This window comes from Lysobacter soli (assembly GCF_003382285.1).
Classification (GTDB): Bacteria; Pseudomonadota; Gammaproteobacteria; order Xanthomonadales; family Xanthomonadaceae; genus Lysobacter_J; species Lysobacter_J soli.
In genome coordinates, this window is record NZ_QTJR01000006.1 from 1 (window position 1) to 23292 (window position 23292).

General features: G+C 67.4%; 21 protein-coding genes. 8 read left to right on the top strand and 13 right to left on the bottom strand.

Translation table 11 applies throughout. The annotated features are described in order from the left end of the window. Nucleotides 1-1090: 1090 nt before the first annotated feature. The gene (gene dbpA, locus DX912_RS09925; RefSeq protein ID WP_115842364.1) at nt 1091-2497 is read right to left on the bottom strand and encodes an ATP-dependent RNA helicase DbpA; all 1407 of its coding nucleotides are present in this window, start codon (nt 2495-2497) and stop codon (nt 1091-1093) included. 89 nt (nt 2498-2586) lie between these two features. Between dbpA and DX912_RS09930 the strand changes: the two genes are divergently transcribed. Genes DX912_RS09930 through DX912_RS09940 form a run of 3 tightly spaced genes read left to right on the top strand, consistent with a single transcriptional unit; the run spans nt 2587 to nt 3707 of the window. After that, entirely contained in the window at nt 2587-3180 is a 594-nt protein-coding gene (locus DX912_RS09930) for a hypothetical protein (protein ID WP_115842365.1), read from the top strand. After that, nucleotides 3177-3446, top strand: a complete 270-nt coding sequence (locus DX912_RS09935) for a GIY-YIG nuclease family protein (RefSeq protein WP_115842366.1) — start codon at nt 3177-3179, stop codon at nt 3444-3446. The genes DX912_RS09930 and DX912_RS09935 overlap by 4 nt, the downstream gene beginning before the upstream one ends. 36 nt (nt 3447-3482) lie before the next feature. Then, nucleotides 3483-3707: an RNA-binding S4 domain-containing protein gene (locus tag DX912_RS09940; RefSeq protein WP_115842367.1), complete on the top strand. Its 225-nt coding sequence runs from the start codon at nt 3483-3485 to the stop codon at nt 3705-3707. On the opposite strand, the gene DX912_RS09945 is transcribed toward DX912_RS09940, so the two are convergent. After that, nucleotides 3708-4853, bottom strand: coding sequence for a hypothetical protein (locus DX912_RS09945; RefSeq protein ID WP_115842368.1), 1146 nt, complete (start codon nt 4851-4853; stop codon nt 3708-3710). 78 nt (nt 4854-4931) lie between these two features. Continuing rightward, nucleotides 4932-5381 carry a CopD family protein gene (locus DX912_RS09950; RefSeq protein WP_115842369.1) on the bottom strand — a complete coding sequence of 150 codons (450 nt, stop codon included), beginning with the start codon at nt 5379-5381 and terminating at the stop codon, nt 4932-4934. Nucleotides 5382-5483: 102 nt separating this feature from the next. Between DX912_RS09950 and DX912_RS09955 the strand changes: the two genes are divergently transcribed. From DX912_RS09955 to DX912_RS09965, 3 genes are all read left to right on the top strand, one after another. After that, the gene (locus tag DX912_RS09955; RefSeq protein ID WP_115842370.1) at nt 5484-6092 is read left to right on the top strand and encodes a class I SAM-dependent DNA methyltransferase; all 609 of its coding nucleotides are present in this window, start codon (nt 5484-5486) and stop codon (nt 6090-6092) included. A 108-nt stretch (nt 6093-6200) separates the two neighbouring features. Beyond that, the gene (locus DX912_RS09960; RefSeq protein ID WP_115842371.1) at nt 6201-7466 is read left to right on the top strand and encodes a polyhydroxyalkanoate depolymerase; all 1266 of its coding nucleotides are present in this window, start codon (nt 6201-6203) and stop codon (nt 7464-7466) included. A 55-nt stretch (nt 7467-7521) separates the two neighbouring features. Then, nucleotides 7522-7824: a TFIIB-type zinc ribbon-containing protein gene (locus tag DX912_RS09965; RefSeq protein WP_115842372.1), complete on the top strand. Its 303-nt coding sequence runs from the start codon at nt 7522-7524 to the stop codon at nt 7822-7824. A 248-nt stretch (nt 7825-8072) separates the two neighbouring features. Here DX912_RS09965 and DX912_RS09970 read toward each other — a convergent pair whose 3' ends face one another. The 3 genes from DX912_RS09970 to DX912_RS09980 all read right to left on the bottom strand — a co-directional run bounded on the left by DX912_RS09970 (nt 8073) and on the right by DX912_RS09980 (nt 12005). Then, on the bottom strand, nt 8073-10199 hold the full coding sequence (locus DX912_RS09970) for a putative bifunctional diguanylate cyclase/phosphodiesterase (protein WP_115842373.1): 2127 nt from the start codon (nt 10197-10199) through the stop codon (nt 8073-8075). Next, nucleotides 10196-11083 carry a phosphate/phosphite/phosphonate ABC transporter substrate-binding protein gene (locus DX912_RS09975; protein ID WP_115842374.1) on the bottom strand — a complete coding sequence of 296 codons (888 nt, stop codon included), beginning with the start codon at nt 11081-11083 and terminating at the stop codon, nt 10196-10198. The genes DX912_RS09970 and DX912_RS09975 overlap by 4 nt, the downstream gene beginning before the upstream one ends. Before the next feature lie 127 nt (nt 11084-11210). Next, on the bottom strand, nt 11211-12005 hold the full coding sequence (locus DX912_RS09980) for an RNA methyltransferase (protein WP_115842375.1): 795 nt from the start codon (nt 12003-12005) through the stop codon (nt 11211-11213). A 102-nt stretch (nt 12006-12107) separates the two neighbouring features. On the opposite strand from DX912_RS09980, the gene DX912_RS09985 reads away from it, so the two are divergent. Further along, nucleotides 12108-12926, top strand: a complete 819-nt coding sequence (locus DX912_RS09985; protein WP_115842376.1) for an inositol monophosphatase family protein — start codon at nt 12108-12110, stop codon at nt 12924-12926. 285 nt (nt 12927-13211) lie between these two features. Continuing rightward, nucleotides 13212-13643, top strand: coding sequence for a hypothetical protein (locus DX912_RS18395; RefSeq protein ID WP_181902787.1), 432 nt, complete (start codon nt 13212-13214; stop codon nt 13641-13643). Between the two features lie 435 nt (nt 13644-14078). Here the strand turns inward: DX912_RS18395 and DX912_RS09995 are convergent, their stop codons facing one another. From DX912_RS09995 to DX912_RS10025, 7 genes are all read right to left on the bottom strand, one after another. Further along, the gene (locus DX912_RS09995; RefSeq protein WP_115842378.1) at nt 14079-16664 is read right to left on the bottom strand and encodes a Cache 3/Cache 2 fusion domain-containing protein; all 2586 of its coding nucleotides are present in this window, start codon (nt 16662-16664) and stop codon (nt 14079-14081) included. Nucleotides 16665-16903: 239 nt separating this feature from the next. Next, the gene (gene secF, locus DX912_RS10000; protein ID WP_115842379.1) at nt 16904-17878 is read right to left on the bottom strand and encodes a protein translocase subunit SecF; all 975 of its coding nucleotides are present in this window, start codon (nt 17876-17878) and stop codon (nt 16904-16906) included. A gap of 18 nt (nt 17879-17896) precedes the next feature. Continuing rightward, entirely contained in the window at nt 17897-19741 is a 1845-nt protein-coding gene (secD, locus tag DX912_RS10005; protein ID WP_115842380.1) for a protein translocase subunit SecD, read from the bottom strand. Nucleotides 19742-19798: 57 nt separating this feature from the next. Beyond that, on the bottom strand, nt 19799-20140 hold the full coding sequence (gene yajC / locus DX912_RS10010) for a preprotein translocase subunit YajC (protein WP_115842381.1): 342 nt from the start codon (nt 20138-20140) through the stop codon (nt 19799-19801). A gap of 145 nt (nt 20141-20285) precedes the next feature. Next, on the bottom strand, nt 20286-21398 hold the full coding sequence (gene tgt / locus DX912_RS10015; protein ID WP_115842382.1) for a tRNA guanosine(34) transglycosylase Tgt: 1113 nt from the start codon (nt 21396-21398) through the stop codon (nt 20286-20288). Continuing rightward, on the bottom strand, nt 21395-22477 hold the full coding sequence (queA, locus tag DX912_RS10020; RefSeq protein WP_115842383.1) for a tRNA preQ1(34) S-adenosylmethionine ribosyltransferase-isomerase QueA: 1083 nt from the start codon (nt 22475-22477) through the stop codon (nt 21395-21397). Before queA ends, tgt begins: the two co-directional genes overlap by 4 nt. 314 nt (nt 22478-22791) lie before the next feature. Continuing rightward, complete coding sequence (locus tag DX912_RS10025) at nt 22792-23223, bottom strand: Lrp/AsnC family transcriptional regulator (protein WP_115842384.1); 432 nt, start codon at nt 23221-23223, stop codon at nt 22792-22794. Nucleotides 23224-23292 lie beyond the last annotated feature (69 nt).

The window sequence follows — 23292 nt, forward strand, 5'->3', positions numbered from 1 at the left end:
CAAGAGCTTCCGCTCGTAAACGAGCGGGTTACTTTTGTTTCGGCAAAAGTAACCAAAACCATTCGCTCCTGACGCGATCCGCCGCTACGCGGCGGTTCCCTGCGCTCCTCACTGGAAAGGGAGCGCCGCGCGAACGGACCTCGCCACATCCATGTGGCGAGCCTGCGCTCTGCGCAGGCGCCTGCGGCGGTCCAAATCGTTCCAGACGATTTGTCGCTGCGCTCAGACAGCGCGCGGCTCTTCGCCCCTTTCCAGCTCCGGTGCTCGGCTCGCTTTAAGTCGCTGGCAGATCACGAGCGTGAAGCGCAGAGCCAAAGCAGGAGCGCAACGCGCGAACCCAGGTCGTCGTCCCGGCGAAGGCCGGGATCCAGGCCCGTACGCTCGGGCACACTTCAACAACAAACGATCACATCGTCATTCCAGCGAATACTGGAATTCATTTGTTGTTGCTTCTGCGTGGTGGCGAAGAGCACCGCGAGTGCCATCGTGAACGCTCGCCCCAACCCTCACCCCAACCCCTCTCCCGGTGGGAGAGGGGCTAAAACGCGCACCGTCTTTCCAGCGAATGTCGGGATCCACCTGATCCTGCTGTTGCTGTTGCTGTTGCTGTTGAACAGCCTGACAAGTCGCAAGCCCCGAGGGGCGCCGCACAGGATGTGCGGCGGTGAGCGCTGAGCCATGGATGGCGAATCGCGAACGCGCCTACTCGCTTTCCGGTCGTGGGATTGATTTGGGCAAATGGAAGGCCCTTTCTTTTGGTTACTTTTCTTTGGGCAAACAAAGAAAAGTGACCCGAACGCCGTAGGCGATCGGAAGCTTGGCTAGTGATTCTTCTTTCTTTGCCGGGCTACGGGGAAAGCGTGGAACGTCCCTGGATTCCCGCCTTCGCGGGAATGACGGTGAGGTGCAGAACCGTCGAGAGAGTGCCCGAACGCTACAGGCCTGGATCCCGGCCTTCGCCGGGATGACGGTGAAGTGGATTACCGGCACAAGAGTGCGCTAGCTCTACGGGCCTGCGTCCCGGCTTTCGCCGGGATGACGATGAAGGGCGGCATGACGCGTGAGGTTGGCCGAACGACGGCCAGCCGGCTCACATCCGGTTGACCCGGAACTTCCGCCCCTTGATCTTCCCCTCGCGCAAGCGCGACAGCGCGTGCGTCGCCTGCCCGCGTGCAACCGCGACGTAGGAACGCGTCGGGAACACGTCGATCTTGCCCACGGAATCGGCCTTCAGGCCTGCGTCGCCCGTCAGCGCGCCGAGGATGTCGCCGGGGCGCAGCTTGTCGGTGCGGCCTGCGTCGATGCGCAGCGTCACCATCGCGGCAGGCGGCACGTTGTTCGGCTTGCCGGAAAGCGGCGTCGCCTTGAACCAGTCCAGCGGCGCGCCCTGCCGTTCCTCGATCGCCGACACGCGGCCCTGTTCGCGAGGGCCCACCAGCGTCAACGCGAGGCCATCGCGTCCGGCGCGTCCCGTGCGGCCGATGCGATGCACGTAGGTGTCCGCATCGGAGGGCACGTCGAAGTTCACCACCATCGCCAGCTCCTTCACGTCGAGCCCGCGCGCGGCGACGTCGCTGGCGACGAGCACGTTGCAGCTTCGATTCGCGAACTGCACGAACACTTCGTCGCGATCGCGCTGCTCCATGTCGCCGTGCAGCGCGAGCGCGGTGAAGCCGTAATGCGACAGCGAACCGGCGACCTCGTCGACGTCGCGGCGCATGTTGCAGAACACGACGCACGATTCCGGCTTCTCCTGCAGCAGCAGCGCGGCGAGCAACTGCACCTTGCGCGCGGGATCGACCTCGTAGAAACGCTGTTCGATCGCGGCATGACGTTCGCCGCCCTCGACGGTGACTTCCACCGGATCGCGCAGCATCGCGCGGCTGATCTCGCGCACGGCATCCGGGAACGTCGCCGAAAACAGCAGCCCCTGTCGCGACGAAGGCGTGGCGCGGACGATCTCGCGGATGGGTTCCTCGAAGCCCATGTCGAGCATGCGATCGGCTTCGTCGAACACGAGCGTGCGCACGTTCTTCAGGTCCAGTGCGCGCTTGCGCAGCAGTTCCTGCACTCGACCCGGCGTGCCGACGACAATCTGCGGCGCGTGCTGGGCCAGCGAATCCAGCTGCGGCTGCAGCGGCATGCCGCCGCACAGGATCGACAGCTTGAGGTTCGGAATCGCGAATGCGAGCTTGCGCAGCTGGCGGCCGACCTGGTCGGCGAGTTCGCGCGTGGGGCACAGCACCAGCGCCTGCGTCGCGGTGGAGGCCGGATCGAGGCGGTGCAGCAGGCCCAGGCCGAAGGCGGCGGTCTTGCCGCTACCGGTGGGCGCCTGCGCGATGAGGTCGCGGCCGTCGAGGATCGCCGGCAACGCCTGCGCCTGCACCGGCGTCATCTGCGTGTAGCCCAGCGCCTGCACGCCCTGCAGCAGCGCGGGCGTGAGCGGGAGGCGGTCGAAGGCGGCCGCCGGGGCCGCGGAGTCGGGGGAATCGGTCATGCCGCCATGATCGCAGCTGGCGGCGTGAATGCGCCACGCGGCGGCGGTGTTTATCCTCGCGGCATCGGCTACAGGCCCTCGCACGCGCCATGGAAACGACCGTCGCCGCCAGCGATCCGCAGTTCGCGCACATCCGCATCGTGCTGGGCATCGTGCTGGGCCTGGCGCTCACCACCCTGCTCAAGGGAATGGCGAAGTTCGTCCAGCACCCGGGACGCGAGCGCATCTACGGCGTGCACCTGGGCTGGGCGCTGTCGATGTTCATCCTGCTGGTGCATTTCTGGTGGTGGGAATTCGGACTGGTGCGCGTGCACCCGTGGAGCTTCACGTCCTACGCGTTCCTGGTCCTCTACGTGGTGGTGCTGTTCCTGCTGTGCACGCTGCTGTTCCCGGACGACCTGGCCGATTACAGCGGGTGGCGCGATTACTTCCAGTCACGACGCAGCTGGTTCTTCGGAATCATGGCCGCGCTGTACGTGATCGACTTCGTCGACACGCTGATCAAGGGCAAGCCCTACTACGAGCACTTCGGCGTCGAATACCCGATCCGCAACGCGATCATGGTCGTACTCAGCCTCGTTGCGATGAAGGTGCGCAGCGAACGCTTCCACCGCGCGTTCGTGATCTTCGCGATCGTCTACGAGCTGTCGTGGATCTACCGGCTGTACGATTACCTGCCATGAGTTCCGACGCCGACATCGCCGCGCCCTGGTACGTCTACCTGCTGGAATGCCGCGACGGCAGCCTGTACACGGGCATCACGACCGATGTCGCGCGGCGCTACGCGCAGCACTTGGCGGGAAAAGGCGCGCGCTACACGCGCTCGCGCCCGCCGGTGCGGTTGCTGGGGCAGTTCCCGCATCCGGACCGCGCATCGGCCAGCCGCGCCGAACACGCGATCAAGCAGCTTCGCCCCGAGCAGAAACGTGCGCTCTGCGCGGGCGCATGAGCGTATCCTGAGCGCCCTCGCACGCCGGCCCTTTCCATGCAGCACATCGATTTCGAACTCGACCGCGACCACGACCACGTCGAACTCAACCAGCTGCTCAAGCTGGTCGGCCTGTGCGACAGCGGCGGCGCGGGCAAGGCGATCGTCGCCAGCGGCGCGGTGGCGGTGGACGGCGAGGTCGAGCTGCGCAAGACCGCCAAGATCCGCGCGGGGCAGACGGTGGTGCTGGACGACGTGGAAATCCGCGTCCGCGGCGTCTGATCAGACCAGCATCGAGAACAGTTTCCGCACCAGGTCTTCCAGCGGCATGACCAGCAACCCGAGCGGCAGCAGCGGGATCACCGTCGCGCCGATGAACTGCAGCAGGATCCAGCGCTGCACCGGCACCGTCCCCATGCTGCTCGCCGTGGCATAGACGGCGGTGAGGTCCGCCAGCGCCGAGGGGTCGCCGCCATCGAGGATCGGCGCCGCCTTCCGCCGCGCAAGGCCGAGCCAGCGGTGTTCGAATTCCTCCGACGAATCGGTGCCCAGCGCGCCGTAGGCGAGCAGGCTGTTGCGCTTGAGCGCGGCGAGCTTCGGCGTGAGCAGCAGCAGCGGCGCGAGTATCACGCCCAGCATGAGCACGGCGTAGCCGCCGAGGAGCATGTGCAGGCTGGCGAAGGGAACGCCGAGGTATTTGACCTCCACCGCGCAGCTGCCGGCGACGAGCAGGCTCGCGACCAGCGGCATCACCAGGAACGCCGCGTGCGCATAGCCGAGGAAACCGACGCCGCCGTAACCGTCGGGATGCGACGCATGCAGCGAGAGGTTCAACCGCGAGAAACGCGTGAGCAGGACGACCCACAGCACGAAACGCCACAGCCACAGGAACGCCAGGAACCGGAACACCGGGAAACCGACCCACCACAGCCACGCGCCCGCACGCGTGAACTGCGGGCCGTCGTTGCGCCAGTTGGTGGCCTGCTCGTACAGCGGCAGGGACGGCGCGCCGAACGAGGCGCCGATCGCCAGCGCGAACAGGATCAGCTCGGGCCACGGCGAATCGCGCAAGCGCCGCAGCGTCGAGAGTGCGCGTTTGAAGTTCGCGTTGTCGCCTGGCTCCACCAGGTTGCGCAGATGTTCGAGCGAACGCCACATGCGCTCGTCCGCGAGCGGCGCGGCGAGAACGAGCATCGGCAGCGCCAGCACGAACCGCGCCCAGACGTTGTAGTCGCGCAGCAGCGGCACCGATACGCCACGCAGGAGGCGCCCATCCACCGCGCTGAGCACGATCACCGGAAGCAGCACGATCAGCAGCAGTGCACCGGCGATCCACGGCGCGTATGCGCGCGCGGTCCACGCGACGCCTCCGGCATGCGACAGCCGGTACAGCAGGCCGCCGCGCATCAACGACAGACGCTCGTCCATTCGCGCACCACGCAGGGTGGGTGGATTGCGGCGAACCTTAGCAGGCGCGGGTTGACGCGGAGTGAGAACGTCCCGCCGTCAGAACGGCTTGGCGAGCACCAGGAAGACGATCGCCACCAGCAGCAGTACCGGCAATTCGTTGAACCAGCGCAGCGCCGTCGACGACGGCAGCGTGCGGCCGGCATCCACGCCCTTCAACCAGCGCCCGGCGACGGTGAAATGGGCGAGCATCAGCACGACCAGCGCCAGCTTCGCGTGCAACCAGCCGGCACCGGGGCCGACCATCGTCGGGAAGCCCGGCAACACCTTGTAGCCCAGCCACAGCACCAGTCCGAACGCGAACGCCAGCCCGAACATCATGTGCCCGAAGCGGTACAGGCGGCGGCCCATCAGCACCAGCCGCGCACGCACCGCGGGCTCGTTCCCGGCTTCGGCGATGTTCACCAGGATGCGCGGCAGGTAGAACACCCCGCCCATCCAGGCCATCACGAACACGAGGTGGGCGGTCTTGATCCAGAAATAGGCCATGGAAATCCTCGGCGGATGGCAGGTGGCTGTCGCGAGCGGCGCACAGGATCGCATAGCGCACGCGCAGATCGCTCACGGTGAGCGCGCCCGTACAATCGCCCGATGACCAAACACTACGATCAGGCCTACTTCGAACGCTGGTATCGCGAATCCTCGAAGAAGGACCACGCCGTCGGCAGCGCCGCGCGGCTCACGCGCAAGGTGGCCCTCGCCGTGGCCACTGCCGAGTACCACCTCGAACGCCCGATCCGCACCGTGCTCGACATCGGCTGCGGCGAAGGCGCATGGCGTGCGCCGCTGCTGAAGCTTCGGCCGAAGGCGTCCTACCTCGGCTTCGACAGCAGCGAGTACGCGGTGCGTCGCTTCGGTGCGCGACGCAACCTGCACTTCGCGCGTTTCGCCGATTTCGCGCAGTTGCGCCCCTGCCCGCCCGTCGACCTGCTGGTCTGCAGCGACGTCATGCACTACCTGGAAAGCCGCGAGCTCGATCGCGGCCTGCCGGGTCTCGCGGAGTTGTGTGGCGGCGTCGCGTTCCTGGAGACCTTCACTGGCGAGGACGAGACCGACGGCGACAACGTCGATTTCCATCCTCGCCCGGCCCGGTTCTATCGCCAGCGGTTCGCGAAGGCGGGTTTCGTGCCGCTGGGCTCGCACCTGTGGCTGTCGCCGGCCATGACCGACCGCCTGGTCGCGCTCGAACGACCGTCCTGAGGCACCTCACGCCCATTCAGCCGCCCCATTAACGTGTCGCCCGGATCGTTCCGTTATGCTGCGACGCAGCATGCGGCCCGACCCGGGCCCGCCACCGGATTCGAACCGATGCTCTATCAGATGCACGAACTGGGCCGCGCGTGGATGGCCCCGATGACGTACTGGGCTGAAGCGTGCGCCAAGATGTTCGGCGCGCAGGGCGGTTGGCTGTCGTCCCTGCCCGGCGCCGCGCAGACCGCGGCCGGATGCGAGCTGCTGTACCGCATCGGCAAGGACTACGAGAAGCCCGAGTTCGGCATCCACTCCATCGACATCGACGGCACCGTGTATCCGGTGATCGAGCGCGAGATGGCGCGCAAGCCGTTCTGCCGGCTGCTGCGCTTCAAGCGTTACGCCGACGACGCCGGCAACCTGCGCGACCTGAAGGAGCAGCAGCCTGTCCTGGTCGTCGCGCCGCTGTCCGGGCATCACGCGACGCTGCTGCGCGACACCGTGCGCACGCTGCTGCGCGACCACAAGGTCTACATAACCGACTGGGTCGACGCGCGCATGGTGCCGGTGGGCGACGGCGAGTTCTCGCTCGACGATTACATCGAGTACGTGCAGGACTTCATCCGCCAGATCGGCGCCGAGACGCTGCACGTGGTGAGCGTGTGCCAGCCGACGGTGCCGGTGCTCGCCGCGATCTCGCTGATGGCGGCACGTGGTGAAACGACGCCGCGCTCGATGGTGATGATGGGCGGCCCGATCGACACGCGCCAGAACCCGACGAAGGTCAACGACCTGGCCACGCACGAGCCGCTGTCGTGGTTCGAGGACAACCTGATCCAGCACGTGCCGGCGAACTATTCCGGCCACGGTCGCCGCGTGTATCCCGGCTTCCTGCAGCACGGCGGCTTCGTCGCGATGAATCCCGAGCGGCATTTCCAGTCGCACTGGGATTTCTACATGCACCTGGTGAAGGGCGACCTCGACGACGCCGCTGCGCATCGCCGCTTCTACGACGAATACAACGCGGTGCTCGACATGCCCGCCGAGTACTACCTGCAAACGGTGCGCATCGTCTTCCAGGAACACCTGCTGCCGCGCGGCGAGTGGGACGTGCGCGGCGAACGCGTGGATCCGTCGAAGATCCACCGCACCGCGCTGCTCACCATCGAGGGCGAGCTGGACGACATCTCCGGCCAGGGCCAGACGCGCGCCGCGCACACGCTGTGCACGGGCATCGCGGAAGAGGATCGCGAACACCTCACCGTGGACGGCGCCGGGCATTACGGCATCTTCAGCGGCCGCCGCTGGCGCACGCAGGTGTACCCGCAGGTGCGCGACTTCATCGCCCGCCATGCTGAACGGCGCGTTCCGGAAGCGCCTTGACGTAGGGGCCGCGCGCCCTGAAAACAGGGGTTCCCCCGACGCGAGGCCCCCCCCCATGGATTGTCCCGTCTGCCGTGACGTCAAACTGGCGATGACCGATCGCCAGGGCATCGAAATCGACTACTGCCCGCAATGCCGCGGCGTCTGGCTGGATCGCGGCGAGCTCGACAAGCTGATCGAACGCGCCTCCGCCGATGCGCCGCCGTCGCGTGCGCAGGCCTCGCCGCCTCCGCCGCCTCCGATGCGCGAGCAGCCGCGCGGGTATGGGCACTCGGACGAGTACAAGTCCGGACACTACAAGTCCGATTACAAGTACAAGAAGAAGAAAAATCTGCTCGGCGAGTTGTTCGATTTTTGAGGAGCATTGCCACTCCCACCGGTCATCCCGGCGAAGGCCGGGATCCAGGCTCCTGGCGCTTGGGCACTGCATCGACGATGCACGGTGTCATCGTCATTCCAGCGGAAGCTGGAATCCATCTCGCTTCTGCGTTCGAGACCTGAAGCAGCAGCGCAGCGCTGCATGACACGGGTCGTTCGCCACTGCGGCTTCGTTGCCCCTCACCCCAACCCCTCTCCCGCTGGGAGAGGGGCTGAAAGCGGCCAGACTCACGCCCGCAACTGCAGGAACTCATCCACCGTCACCGGATGCCCCAGCCAGTAGCCCTGGGCGAAATCGCATCCGCGTTCGCGCAGGATCGCGTACTGGCCTTCCTTCTCCACGCCCTCGGCGACGACCAGGATGCCCAGCGAATGCGCCATCGCGATGATCGCGGTCGTCAGCGCCAGGTCGTCCGGATCGCGCAACACGTCGGCGACGAAGCTGCGGTCGATCTTCACGCCGTCGACCGGTACGCGGCGCAGGTGGCTCAGGCCCGAGAAGCCGGTGCCGAAATCGTCCAGCCACACGCGTACGCCCATGCCGCGCAGCTCCGACAGCAGCGCGCTCGCGTGCAGTTCGTCGCCGATGACGGCCGTCTCGGTGAGTTCCAGATGGAGCAGGTCGGCGGCCAGTCCCGTGTCGCGCAGGCACGCCGATACGACGTTCGGCAAATCGCCGTTGCGCAGCTGGCGCGGCGAGACGTTCACCGCGACGAACAGCGGCTCGGCATCCTTGCGCACCTTCTGCCACGCCACCGCGTCCGAACACGCCGCGTGCAGCACCTGCGGGCCGAGCACTTCGATCAGGCCGCTCTGCTCGGCCACGTCGATGAAGACCGACGGCGCGACGAAACCCAGTTCCGGATGGCGCCAGCGCAGCAGCGCTTCGGCGCCGATCATCGCGCCATCGACCAGGCGGAACACCGGCTGGTACACCAGGCTCAGTTCGCCGCGATCCCACGCGCCGCGCAGTTCCTGTTCCAGGTGCACGCGACGCTCGACTGCCTGGTTCATCGCGCGGCTGTAGAAGCGGAAGCAGTTCTTGCCGGCGACCTTCGCCTGGTACATCGCGATGTCGCCGTTCTTCATCAGCGTGGTACCGCTGGCGGCGTCTTCGGGGAAGAGAGTGATGCCGATGGACGTGCCAAGGAACACCTGCCGCCCCTGCACTTCCACCGGTGCGCCGAGGTCGACGACCAGCGTTTCGGCGAGCTTCGTCGCCAGCGTGCGCACGTCGTCCTGCGGGTCGTCCTTGCCCTGCACGAGGATCACGAACTCGTCGCCGCCGAAGCGGGCCAGCAGCGCATCCTCGCCGCCCACGCGCGCGACCGCGCTCTCGATGCGGTGCGCGCACTCGAGCAGGACGTCGTCGCCGGCATCGTGGCCGAGCGTGTCGTTCACACGCTTGAAGTCGTCGATGTCGGCGAACAACAGCGCGAGCTGCCGGCTGTCGCTCTGTGCGAGGCGTTCGTCCAGCGATTCGCGGAACGCGAGCCGGTTCGCCAGCCCCGTCAGCGCATCGGTGTAGGCCATGCGGCGGATCTCGCGATCGTGCCGCGCGAGGCTGCGGCTCATGCGATCGAACGCGCGCATCAGGTCGCCGACTTCGTCGTTGCGGCCGTCGGCCGGCGTCGTGGTGTCGAAGTGGCCGGCTTCGATTTCCTGCGCCGATTCGGCCAGTCGCCGGATCGGTCGCACCAGCAGGCGCTGGATCAGCCACAGCGAAAGCGCGCCGAACACCAGCAGGCCCACGCCGAGCAGGCCGATCCAGATCACGTGCCGCTGACCCAACGTATCCAGCCGCGAGCGCAGCCGGTCGACGGACTGGTCCTGCAGGCGGCGCATGGCCTGCATGTCGTAACCGATGCGCACCCCGCCCACGCGCTGCTGGCCGATGAGGATCGGCATCGACACGTCCATGACGCGATCGTCGAACTGCGTGTGCAGCGCGGTCGATGCGATGACCTGCTTCGCCATCGCGTCGTCCATGTGGCGACCGTAATGCGCGATGTCCTCGCTGCCGTCGTGCACGACCTTGCCGTCCTCGTCGTAGACGATGACGTAGCGCACGTCGGGCGCGGCGAGCGTCGAGCGCGCGAGCGCGCCGACGGCATCGAGGTCGGAGTAATACAGCGGGTTGGTCAGGCCGGCGGCGAGCTGCGTGACGGCCGCTTCGCCCTGACGGCGCAGGCTCTGCCCGACCATGGTGCGCATGGCCTGGCGGCTGACGCCTTCGACCTCGCGGCGCATCTGCTCCTGCCGGTTGAGCAGCAGGGCGACCAGCGCGATCACCACCAGCATCGCCACGCCCATCAGGGCGAGGAAGCGCGCCTGCAGCCCCATGCGCAGCTTCATTCGACCTCCGCGCGCACGCGTGCGACGCCTTCGGAAATGCCGTCGAGCGCCTTCTGCGACGCCGGATCCACCGGCATGAAGCGCGTGGTGTTGAAGAAGCGCAGCAGTGCGTCGCCGGCGTCGGGATCGCCGGCGGCGTCGATCAGCACCTCGCGCAGGCGGGCCTGGACGCGCGGATCCAGGCCGTCGCGCACCATCTCCACCGCGCGGGGGTAATCGACGGTCTCGCCGATCACCATCAGATCGTCGCGGAACGACGGCGGCATGCGGTGCGGGTTGGCCCAGTCGAGGTTGCTCATCACGCCCACGTCGGCCAGGCCCTTGTGCACCCAGGTCGAGATGTTGAGTTCCGACCAGGCGAACAGGTAACCGACCTCGTCGCTTGCGATGCGGTCTTCCGGCGACAGCAGGATTTCCAGCGAGAGCCCGCGGCGCAGCAGTTCGGCCGCCGGCACGAAGTACGCGCTGGTCGAGTTGGGGCGCTGGAAGGCGATGCTGTGTCCGCGCAGGTCGTCCAGCGAGGACAGCCCGCTGTCGCGGCGGGCGAAGAAGACGCTGCGGTAGTGGCTCACGCCATCGCGCTCGGTCAGCAGCAGCGTGCGTGCGCCGGCTCGCTGTCGCAGCAGCATCGCGGTGCCGGCGGTCTCGGTGACCCAGTCGACGCGGCCGCGGCGCAGGTAGCTGGCCATCTGCTGCGTGTCCTTGGCCATCAGGATCCGGCCCTCGCGGATGCCCACGTCGGCCAGGCGCGGAACCACGTAGTCCAGCAGCGGCTTGAGCTGCTCGTAGTTCTTCTTCGGATCGTCGCTGATGCGGCCAAGCACGAGCACGCCGGAGTCGTCGGCCGCCAACACCGGAAGCGGCGCCGCGGCCATGGCCAGCATGCAAAGGGTCAACAGGGCGGTACGACGCAGGCTGGCGATCAAGAACGACGACCCATCGGGATGCCGTCCGGCAGCGTAATCGAAAGGCGTGCGACCCGAAACGGCAAACCGCCCGGCCATCAGCAGATCAGCGTTTTGACCCGGCGAGCATTGCCATGCGCTGCGCGTCGGCCAGGATCCCGCGCAGGATCCGGACCTCGCGCGCATCCAGACCGGCGCGCAGGTACAGCCGGCGCAGCTTGCGCATCGCCGACTCGGGCGCGCGCCCCTTGTGGAAATCGATCGCGTCCAGGGTTTCGGCCAGCTGCGCGAAGAAGCCTTCCATCTCGGCGTGCGAGGCCGGCAGGTCGCGCGGGTCTTCGCTGCCTGCGCTTTCCCCTTCGGCCGAGGCGCCTTCGAGCAGCGCCAGTCGCAGCTCGTAGCTCAGCACCTGCACGGCGGCGGCAAGATTCAGCGAGCTGTAGTCCGGATTGGCCGGGATGTGCACGGCAGCGTGGCAGAGCTGGAGCTCCTCGTTGGTCAGGCCCGTACGTTCGCGGCCGAAGACCAGCGCGACCTCCGCCCCGCCGGCGGCCTGCGCTACGGCGCGGCTCGCGGCGTCGCGGGGCATCAGTTCCTCCAGCTGGACGCGGCGGCTGCGCGCGGTGCAGCCCAGGACCAGGCGGCAGTCGGCGACCGCTTCGGCCAGCGTCTCGCAGATCACCGCGTCGCCCAGCACGTCGTCGGCGCCGGCGGCCAGCGCGTAGGACTCCTCGTTGGGACGTTTTTCCGGGGCGACCAGGACCAGGCGGGCCAGGCCCATGGTCTTCATGGCCCGGGCGGCGGAGCCCATGTTGCCGGGATGCTGGGTGCCGACCAGGACGATGCGCAGGCGCTGTGCGGGCGTATGGGAAGGATTCACGGATTTCGATTCGGAACTCATGGCGCGCAATGGTAAACTCCGCGCCCCGGCCACAGCGCCGGCGACGCTCTTTCACCCCCGCCAGTCCATTCTCCCCCGTCCCCCGAACGAGGCGCCGTACCCATGCAGAAACCCGCAATCACCCTCATGGTCAAGGCCGCCCGCTCCGCCGGCAACGTGCTGTTGCGCCACATGAACAAGCTCGACGCCCTGAACATCATCGAGAAGGACCGGATGGACTACGCCAGCGAAGTCGACGGCCTGGCGGAGAAGGAGATCATCAAGGAATTCCGCCGCTCCACGCCGGACTACGCGATCCTGGGCGAGGAAACCGGCTCGATCGGCCACAACCGCTTCACCTGGGTGATCGATCCGCTCGACGGCACCAGCAACTACCTGCACGGCATCCCGCATTTCTGCGTGTCGATCGCGCTGGTGGAAAACGGCGAGCCGATCCACGCAGTCATCTTCGACCCGCTGCGCAACGACCTGTTCACCGCCAGCCGCGGCAGCGGCGCGACGCTCAACGAGCGCCGCATCCGCGTGGCCGACCGCAAGGAACTCGGCGGCGCGATGGTGCTGACCGGCTTCCCGCCGCGCGAACGCGAGCGCGTGTCCGCGCAGCTCAAGTGCATCGACAACCTGCTGCTGGAGGCGGAGGACATCCGCCGCACCGGTTCGGCCGCCCTGGATCTGGCGTACGTCGCCTGCGGTCGCGCCGACGCGTACTTCGAGGCCGGCGTGAAGCCGTGGGACATCGCCGCCGGCGTGCTGCTGGTGCGCGAGGCGGGCGGCAAGGTCAGCGACTTCCGCGGCCGCACCACCGGCCCGATGGACAACCGCGGCCTGGCCACGCGCCAGCTCGTCGCAGGCAACCTCAAGGTCGCCGACCTGCTGCAGCAGAAGATCGTCAACACGGGGTATGCGGCGGCGTTTGATTGATCGGTCGCGTCCCGTTCGTGTCGTTACGAAAAGCCGCGCATTGCGCGGCTTTTTATTTGGTCGGGATGCAGTTCGGGAATATTTTGGCGCGCACCTATGCGCCGTCTTCCAGAAAACTGGAGTCCATTTCGTCCTTGCATTCGCGACGGGAAGCAGCAGCGCAGCGCTGTAAGACACGGTTAGTTCACCGCTACGGCTTCGTTGCCCCTCACCCCAACCCCTCTCCCGCTGGGAGAGGGGCTCAAGGCAAGTCCCGTCCAGCCCTGCAGAGGCTGGGTTTCAGGCTTGCAACGTTCAGGTACGCCATCAACGGCGAACCATCTCACCGTCATTCCAGCGAAAGCTGGAATCCATCTGCTGTTGCTGTCGCTGTTGCTGTCGCTGTTGCTGTCGCTGTTGCTGTCGCTGTTGCTGTCGCTGTTGCTGTTGCTGTCGAACAGCCTATCCGTCGCTAGCCCCGAAGGGCGCCGCACAGGATGTGCGGCGGTGAGCGCTGAGCCATGGATGGCGAATCGCGAACGCGCCCTTTTGCTTTCCGGTCGTAGGACTGGGTTGGACTTGTACGCACTTTCTTTGGGTTACTTTTCTTTGTGCGAGCAAAGAAAAGTGACCCGAGCGCCGCAGGCGATCGGAAGCTTGGCGGGTGATTCTTCTTTGCTTTGCCGGACTACGGGGAAAGCGTGGAAAGTCCATGGATTCCCGCCTTCGCGGGAATGACGAGCAAGAGCAAGAGCAAAGGCAAAGGCAACATCACGATGGATTCCAGCTTTCGCTGGAATGACGGTGAGGTCGGTCACCGTAGTCGGAGTGCCCGAACGTTACGGGCCTGGATCCGGCCTTCGCCGGGATGACGGTGAAGTGGATTACCGGCACAAGAGTGCGCTGGCGCTTGGGCCTGGGTCCCGGCTTTCGCCGGGATGACGGTGAAGTTGGGCGCCGTCACACAGGAGCGCTGTCACGCAGCGATGCGCCGCCGCCGATCTCGGCCATCGCGACGCTTCGGCCGGAATAACGGTGACATGGTTCACCACGACCCGGTGCCCCGCGCGACAGCGCACACCAAACCGAACCCGCATCGCGAGCGCGCCTTCGCTCCCCAACGAAGGCGCGCTCCAGCGATGCGTGCCCGAAGGCTCCATTCCCGAACGTTGGTCAGGCCGCCGCGCGCGTGACCGCCGGTGTATCGGCGAGCACGAACTGACGCACCGCGCCGGCGAGCGCCCGCGCCTGTTCCTCCATGCTGTGCGCCGATGCGGACGCTTCCTCGACCAGCGCCGCGTTCTGCTGCGTGCCCTCTTCCATGCTCGTGATCGCGCCGCTCACCAGGTCGATGCCCGCGCTCTGTTCCTGCGATGCGGTGGAGATGTCGGCCATGATGTCGGTGACGCGGCGCACCGATGTCGTGATGTCGTCCATCGTCGCGCCGGCGCGATTCACCAGCGCCGAGCCGTCGTTGACCTTTTCCACCGACGCTTCGATCAGCGTCTTGATCTCCTTCGCCGCGTTGGCCGAACGCTGCGCCAGCGCGCGCACTTCCGAGGCGACGACCGCGAAGCCGCGACCGCTCTCGCCGGCGCGCGCGGCTTCCACCGCGGCGTTGAGCGCGAGGATGTTGGTCTGGAACGCGATGCCGTCGATGGTGCCGATGATTTCGGCGATGCGGTGCGAAGCCGTTTCGATCTCGCGCATGGTCGTCACCGCCTGGCCGACCACGTGGCTGCCCTGCGCGGCGACGCTGGCGGCGTCGATCGCGAACTGGTTGGCCTGGCGCGCGGATTCGGCGTTCTGGCGAACGGTCGAAGTCAGTTCCTCCATCGACGCGGCCGTTTCCTCCAGGCTCGCAGCCTGCTGCTCGGTGCGACGCGACAGGTCGGCGTTGCCGGCGGCGATTTCCGCCGCGGCACCGTCGATCGCGTCCGACGCGTGCTGGATGCGCCCGACGATGCCCGTCAGCTGCGCGACGGTCGCGTCCGCATCGTCGCGCATGCGGGCGAACACGCCATGGAACTCGCCGTGCATGCGCGCGGTGAGGTCGCCGCGCGCGATGGCACGCAGCAGGCGCGAGACCTGATCGAGGTTCGCATCGCTCACCGACATCATCGCGTTGAGGCCGTCGACCATCGCGCGGAAGTCGTGCTCGAAGCGCGCGGCATCGCCACGCACGCCGAACTCGCCCGCGGCGGCGGCGGCGGCCAGGCGCTTGATCTCGTCGTTGATCGCCGACAGGTTGGCCTTCACCGTATCCATGGTCTGCGTGAGCACGGCCTTCTCACCGGGCAGGCGGTCCATGTCGATGGACAGGTCGCCCACGGCGTAATGCCGCATGACGTCCACCAGCTGCATCTTCACCTCGATGTGCGCCGCGACGAGCGCGTTGGTGTCGCGCACCATCTCGCCGTACTGGCCCGGGAACGCGGCGTCGTCCATGCGGAAGCTGATCTGGCCGACCTCGTGGCGCTGCGACATCTCGCGCTGCGCGGCGATGACCGACTGCACGCGCTCGCGCATGCGGCCCATCGCCTGCTGGAGACGGCCGAGTTCGTCGTGCCGCGGCGGCGGCATCGCGCCATCGAAGCGGCCCTGCGCGACGTCGTCGGCGAGCCGCGCCACCTGCTCCAGCGGCTGCGTGACGATCCGGCGCACGCACCACCACGACACCGCGAGGATGACCAGCAGCGTCATGAACGAGGCGACGGCGATCATCGCCACCAGCGCGTGCGTGGAGGCGGCGATCTGCGAGACCGGTTCGGCGGCCACGACGGCCCATTTCCAGTCGGGGAAGGTTTCCACGGCGACGAGGGTCGGCTCCGCCTCGGCGTTCGGCTTCGCCGCGAGGTCGACGGTGGCGATGCCGCGACCGGCCGCGATCGCCTCGCGCAACGACTTCAGGCCCGCGGGATCGACGAGGTCGGAGAGCGCGGCGCCCTCGGCGGCCGGATGGATCGCGAGCGTTTCCACGCCGTCCTTCGAGGTTTCCACCACGAGGAAATGGCCGTGCTCGCCGATGTGCATGGCGCGCGTGCGTTCCTTCAACGCGGTCAGCTCGGCACCGTATTCCTTGCCGACGAACAGCACGCCGACGAGCGCGCCGGCGTCGTCGAGCAGCGGGCGGTAATGGACCATGTAGTCGCGCCCGAACAGGCGCGTCTTGCCGGTGTACGGCTGGTTCTTCGCGATCGGCGCGTAGGCAGGCGAATCGTGCGCGAGCTTGGTGCCGATGACGCGCTCGCCCTTCTCGTTGCGCAGCGAGGTCGAGACGCGGACGAAGTCGTCGCCGTCGCGGGCGAAGATCGTCACGACGGCGCCGGTGTCGGCGGTGAAGCGATCGACGGCGGCGAAGGTCGCGTCGACCGCCTGGCCCTGCAGCGACAGCAGCGGCGCGCCGTCCTTCGATTGCGTCAGGGCCACCGGCCCGCCGGACAGCGCGGCCTGCAATGCACCGCCCAGGGTCGCCGTCGATTCGGTCAGGCTCTGCTCGTAGGTCGCGATGTTGTCGCGCAGGATCGAGGCGGCCGACCGCAGGTCGTCGCGGGCGCGCGTCTCGACGGCCTGCGCGGCGTAGTGGCTGACCATCACGGTCAGACCCGCCATCATCAGGACCATCGTGGCGACCAGCGGCAGCCCGATCCGCCGGCCCAGCGAGCCGCGCAATCCCTGCCAGGCGCTGGCGGACGCCGTCGATCTGCGGTGTGGGGAAGCGGTGGTTGCGGCGGCGCGGTGGGCGTCGGGCAGTGGCATCGGGGCGAGTCGGTGTGGGTTCGACTCGGTATCGGCCGTCTTTGATGTGACTTGAGTCTCAGTTTTTCCCGGCCGCCCGATCGGGGCAGATCGGGGGCATCAGGGTGCCCCGGGACGGTGACGCTTCGATGACGCGACGACGCCATCCCGAAAAGAAAAGGGCCGCACAAGGCGGCGGAGTCCCGAAAAAGAAAGGGCCGCACAAGGCGGCCCTTTCCCGGAACGGCTTTGCAGCAGGCTTACGGACGACGCGCCAGCGCGGCCTCGTCCTTCGCCTTGGGCAGCAGGTCCTGCTTGCTCACCTTGAACGGGCCGATGGCGAGCATCGGCACGGCTACCAGGATCGTCGAGAAGACCACGATCGCCGCGCCGATCATGTGCGTCAGCGCGAGGCCTTCCATGGACGAGCCGCCGTACAGGTAGAGCGCGTAGGCCGACAGGAAGAACATCACCGCCGTGATCACCGTTCGCGACAGCGTCTGGTTGATCGAGCGGTTCAGCACTTCGATCGAATCCACGCGCAACGTGCGGAAGTTCTCTCGCACGCGGTCGAAGACCACGATGATGTCGTTGATCGCAAAGCCCATCACCGACAGCAGGCCGGCCAGCACGGTCAGGTCGAACTCGCGGCCGCTGATGTAGATGTAGGCCGCGGTGACGATCAGGTCGAAGAACGCCGTCAGGCTCGCCACCACCGCGAACTTCCACTCGAAGCGGAACGCGATGTAGATGAGGAAGCCGATGAGCATGAACGCCGTGGCGTAGATGCCGTCGCGCACCAGGTCGGCGCCGACCTGCGGGCCGATGAACTCGCTGCGCTGCACGCGCGCCGGGTTCTCCTCGGTGGACACTGCCTTGACCACCTGGTTGGCGATCGACTGGCTGCCGGTGGCGTTGTTGCTCTCGCCGTGCGGCTGCAGGCGGATCATCAGGCCGTTGCCGCCGCCGAACGCCTGCACCTGGGCGTTCTCGAAGCCGGCCCTCGCCAGGTTCTCGCGGACCTGGTCGACGTCGGCCGGCTTCTGGAACGTGGTTTCCACCAGCGTGCCGCCGGTGAACTCCAGCGCGTAGGCCTCCTTCTTGAAGCCGTACGTGCCGATGACCACCAGCGAGGCGATGAACAGCAGCACCGTGATCGTCATCGACACGTAGCGCGTACGCAGGAAGTCGATCTTGGTGTCGTTGGGGATGAGATGAAGCGGGAAAAGTTTCATTGATTCGTTCTCACCCGGTCAGATGGCCACGGACTTGAGCTTCTTGCGGTTGCCGTAGATCAGCTGCGCCAGCGCGCGCGACACGGTGATCGCGGTGAACATCGAGGCGAAGATGCCGATGATCATGGTCAGCGCGAAGCCCTTCAGCGGGCCGGTGCCGAACACGTACAGCGCCACGCCCACGATCAGGCCGGTCAGGTTGGCGTCCATGATGGTGCCGCCCGCCTTCTCGTAACCGGCCGCGATCGCCGCCTTCGGCGGCACGCCGTGGCGCAGCTCCTCGCGGATTCGCTCGTTGATCAGCACGTTCGCGTCGACCGAGAGGCCGACCGACAGCGCAAGGCCGGCGAAGCCCGGCAGCGTCATCGTCGCGCCGAACATCGACATCACCGCCACCACGATCAGCAGGTTCATCAGCAGCGCGACCGAGGTGATCACGCCGAACATGCGGTAGTAGATGGTGAAGAAGGCCAGCGTGAACACGAAGGCGTACAGCACGGCGGTGATGCCGCGCTCGACGTTCTCCGCGCCCAGGCTCGGGCCGATGATGCGTTCCTCGACGAAGTCCATCGGCGCGGCGAGCGAACCGGCGCTGAGCAGCTTGGCCAGCGTCTCGGCCTCGACCTTCTCGAGACCGGTGGTCTGGAAGTTCTTGCCGAACACACCGGCGATGCGGGTCGGCGACAGCGCCTCTTCCTGCACGCGCACGCTGCGCACTTCCTGGCCGTTGACCATGGTCACGGTCGGGATGCGCTCGATGTACACCACCGACATCAGCTTGCCGACGTTCTCGCTGGTGAAGTCGAACATGCGCTGGCCAGCGATGCTGTTGAGCGTGATGTCCACCGCCGGCAGGCCATTCTGGTCGCGGCCGACCTTCGCGCCGACCATCTGGTCGCCCGAGGCCAGCACGCGCTTGCTCAGCAGCACCGGCTGGTCGGTGTTGCGGATGGTGTAAAGGCGCGCGCCCGGCGGCATGACGCCGGTGCGCTTGGCTTCCATCGCGTCGCCATCGACGACGGCGCGGAATTCCAGCGTCGCGGTGGCGCCGATCAGGCGCTTGGCTTCGGCCGTGTCCTGCACGCCCGGCAGCTGGACGACGATGCGGTCCTCGCCCTGGCGCTGGATGATCGGCTCGGCCACGCCCAGCTGGTTGACGCGGTTGCGCAGCGTGGTGACGTTCTGCTCGATGGCGCCGGCGGCGATGGCACGCAGCTCCGCCTCGGGGATCGTGACCGCCACGTTGTTGCCGGTGACGTCGAAGTTGAGCACCGGCATCAGGCGGGCGAGCTCGTTGCGCGCGCGCTCGGCGTCCTGGCCCGGGGCGAGCATCGCGAGGATGCTGTTGTCCGGACGACGCTCGACCGACTGGTAGGCGATCTTGGCGTCGCGCAGGCTCACGCGGATGTCTTCGGCATAGGCGTCGACGCGCTTTTCCAGCGCGGCGCGCTGGTCGACCTGCATCACGAAGTGCACGCCGCCCTGGAGGTCCAGGCCCAGCACCATCGGCTTGCCGCCGAGGTTGGCCAGCCAGTCCGGCACGGTCGAGGCGAGGTTCAGCGCGACGGTGTAGTTCTCGCCGAGCGAGGTGCGCAGGGTGTTGTTGGCCTTGCTCTGCGCGTCCAGCGACGGCAGGCGCACCATCAGGTTGTCGCCTTCGATCTCCACCGAGCGCGGCGTGATGCCGGCCTGGGCGAGCTCGGCCTTGACGCGCGTGCGCAGGGCTTCATCGAGCTGGCCGCTGCGGTTGGCCGTGATCTGTACGGAAGGATCCTTCTGGTAGACGTTGGGCAGCGCATACAGCACGCCCAGGCCGAGTACGAGCAGGATCAGGAAATATTTCCACTTAGGAAATTCAAGCATCGCGGCATTCCGCGCGCGCCCGGGGGCGCACGCTCAGGTGGGATCGGGAAAGCGGGCTTACGCCGACTTCAGGGTGCCCTTGGGCAGCACGTTGGCGATGGCGCCCTTCTGCACGCGGATGCGCACGTTGTCGGCGATCTCCACGGTGATGAAGTTCTCGCCAATGTCGCTCACCGTGCCGGCGATGCCGCCGTTGGTGATGACTTCGTCGCCCTTGGAGAGCTTCTCCAGCATCGCGCGGTGTTCCTTCTGGCGCTTCATCTGCGGGCGGATCATGAGGAAGTACATGACCGCGATCAGCAGGATGGGGAACAGCAGCGACATGCCGAAGCCGCCGGCGCCAGCCTGCGGGGCGGCCTGGGCGTAGGCGGGGGAAATCACGAGGTCGAGCAGATTCATGACGGTCGTCCTGATCGAAAAATAGCGGGGGATTATGCCACGGGGCGGCAGGCGGGCCCCGGACGGCCGGAAGATCCGTCCCGCCCCTGCCCTGCGCTGCTCCCGCCCTCCCCGTGCGGGTCATGCGTAAACCGTGCGCGGATCCCTATTCCGGCGTCCGCGAGGCGTAGAAGGACTCGCGGAAGGCGGCGAAGGTTCCCTGCGCGATGGCCTCGCGCATCTGCGCCATCAGGCGCTGGTAGTAGCGCAGGTTGTGCAGGGTGCCCAGCATCGGCCCGAGCATCTCGTTGCAGCGGTCCAGGTGGCGCAGGTAGCTGCGGGTGAAGCCGTTGCGGCAGGTGTAGCAGTCGCAGCCCTCCTCGATCGGGCGCAGGTCGCGCTCGTACTTGGCGTTGCGCACGCGCACCGTGCCGAAGGAGGTGAAGTAGTGGCCGTTGCGGGCGTTGCGGGTAGGCATCACGCAATCGAACATGTCGATGCCGCGCGCGACGCCTTCGACCAGGTCCTCCGGGCGGCCCACGCCCATCAGGTAGCGCGGCTGGTCGGCCGGAAGCTGCGGGCAGGTGTGTTCGAGCATGTGGTTGCGCTCGGCTTCCGGCTCGCCCACGGCGAGGCCGCCGATGGCGTACCCGTCGAAACCGATGTCGACGAGCGCCGCCGCCGAACGCGTGCGCAGCGCTTCATGCACCCCGCCCTGCACGATGCCGAACAGCGCCGCGTCGCTGCCCTCATGCGCGCGCTTGCTGCGCTCGGCCCAGCGCAGGCTCAGTTCCATCGAGCGCCGCGCGACGTCCTCCGTGGCCGGGTACGGCGTGCATTCGTCGAAGATCATGACGACGTCCGAATCCAGCACCTTCTGGATCCGCATGCTTTCCTCCGGCCCGAGGAAGACCTTGCTGCCGTCGGTCGGCGCGGCGAAGGTCACGCCCTGTTCGGTGATCTTGCGCTTGTGCGCCAGCGAGAAGACCTGGAATCCGCCCGAGTCGGTCAGGATCGGCCCGTTCCAGCCGGTGAAGCGATGCAGCCCGCCGTGGTCGCCGATGACGTCCAGGCCCGGCCGCAGGTACAGGTGGAAGGTGTTGCCGAGGATCATTTCCGCGCCGAGTTCGCGGACCTGCTCGGGCAGCACGCCCTTGACCGAGCCGTAGGTGCCCACCGGCATGAACGTCGGCGTTTCCACCGTGCCGCGCGGGAAGGTCAGGCGGCCGCGACGCGCGGCGCCGTCCGTGCGCAACAGTTCGAAGGACAGCCGGCTCATTCGGCCTGCTCCCTTTCATCGTGCGACTGCGGGAACAGCAGCATCGCGTCGCCGTAGGAGAAGAAGCGGTAGCGCTCCGCGATGGCGTGGTCGTAGGCGGCGAACACGCGCGCCTTGCCGGCGAAGGCGGAAACAAGCATCAGCAGGGTGCTCTCGGGCAGGTGGAAATTGGTGATCAGCGCATCCACCGAGCGGATGCGGTAGCCGGGCAGGATGAACAGGCGCGTCTCGCCGGCGTACGGCTGGAGTTCGCCCTCGCCGTCGTCGTTGCGGCGCATCGCGCTTTCCAGCGCGCGAACGACCGTCGTGCCGACCGCGATCACGCGACCGCCCGCCGCGCGCGTGCGACGGATCTGTTCGATCAGCGCCGCGCCGACGTTCAGCCATTCGCTGTGCATGACGTGCTGGTCGAGTTCGTCCACGCGCACCGGCTGGAACGTGCCGGCGCCGACGTGCAGCGTCACGTGGCCGAACTCGACGCCGCGCGCCTTCAGCGCGTCCAGCAGAGCTTCGTCGAAATGCAGCCCGGCGGTGGGCGCGGCGACGGCGCCGACCTCGCGCGCGAAAACGGTCTGGTACCGGGTGTCGTCGTCCGTGCCAGCCTCGCGCTGGATGTACGGCGGCAGCGGCAGGCGGCCGGCATGCAGCAGGTACTTCTCCAGCGATTCGTCGATGTGGAACCGCAGGCGGTAGAACTCGCCGTCCCGGCCGAGCACCTCCGCCTCGCCACCGGCGTCGAGCGCGATGCGCGCGCCTTCCTTCGGCGACTTGCTCACGCCCAGCTGCGCGCGGACCTCGAAACCGCCGAGCATGCGCTCGATCAGGATTTCCACGCGGCCGCCGGTGGTCTTCTGCCCGTACAGGCGCGCCGGGATCACGCGGGTGTCGTTGAACACCAGCAGGTCGCCGGGCTGCAGCAGGTCGGGCAGGTCACGGAAGACGCGATCCTGGAAGCCGCTGTCGAAGGCATTGCCGCGCGTGGGCGGCACCACCAGCAGGCGGCTGGCCGAACGCTCGGGCAGCGGCGCCTGGGCGATCAGCTCCGGCGGCAGGTCGTAGTGGAAGTCGGATTTCTTCAAGGCGTTGGGCCGGCGAGACAGGCCGGTCGGGCGCGGGAGGGGGTTGGCTATTGTATGGGGTTCGGGCGAGGCGGCTTGTTCCGCCTTGTTCGACATCCCGGCGAACGCCGGGATCCAGGCTGATGGCGCTCGGGCACTCCCGGCTTGGCCGTCATTCCAGCGAAAGCTGGAATCCATTTTGATTTTTCGGGCGGTCAACAGGGACATCGCGAGGGCGAGCATGGCCGCATGCCCCGCCCCTCACCCCAACCCCTCTCCCGGCGGGAGAGGGGCTCAACGTCAGCGTCCGCCCCAAGCCGCCGCTGCTCAAACCCTCACCGCTCGAACTTCGCCGACAGCACGATCGCCGACGTCGTCCGCTCCACGCCGTCGATGGCGCCGATGCGGTCGGTCAACTCGTCCATCGCCTCCACCGACGGCGCCACGCCCAGCGCCACCAGGTCGAAGGGCCCGCTCACCGAATGCAGCGCACGCACTTCCGGCATCGCGTGCAGCGCGGCGGCGACAGACGGCGCCCGCTTGGGCAGGACGGTGATCATGATGTGGGCGCGGAGGTAGCCGCGCTCGGCGGCGTCGTGGACGCGCACCGTGTAGCCCTGGATGACGCCCTCGCGTTCCAGGCGATCGATCCGGCTGTGGACGGTGGTGCGCGAGAGCTTCAGCCGTCGCGCGATGTCCGCCGTCGAGGCGCGGGCGTTCTCGCGCAGGACCGAGAGCACTTGCTGGTCGGCATCGGTGATCTTCACGATTCGCCTTCACATTTCGTCGAAACGACGAAATTATCCACGAATTCGTACAAATCCGTACTGTCTATC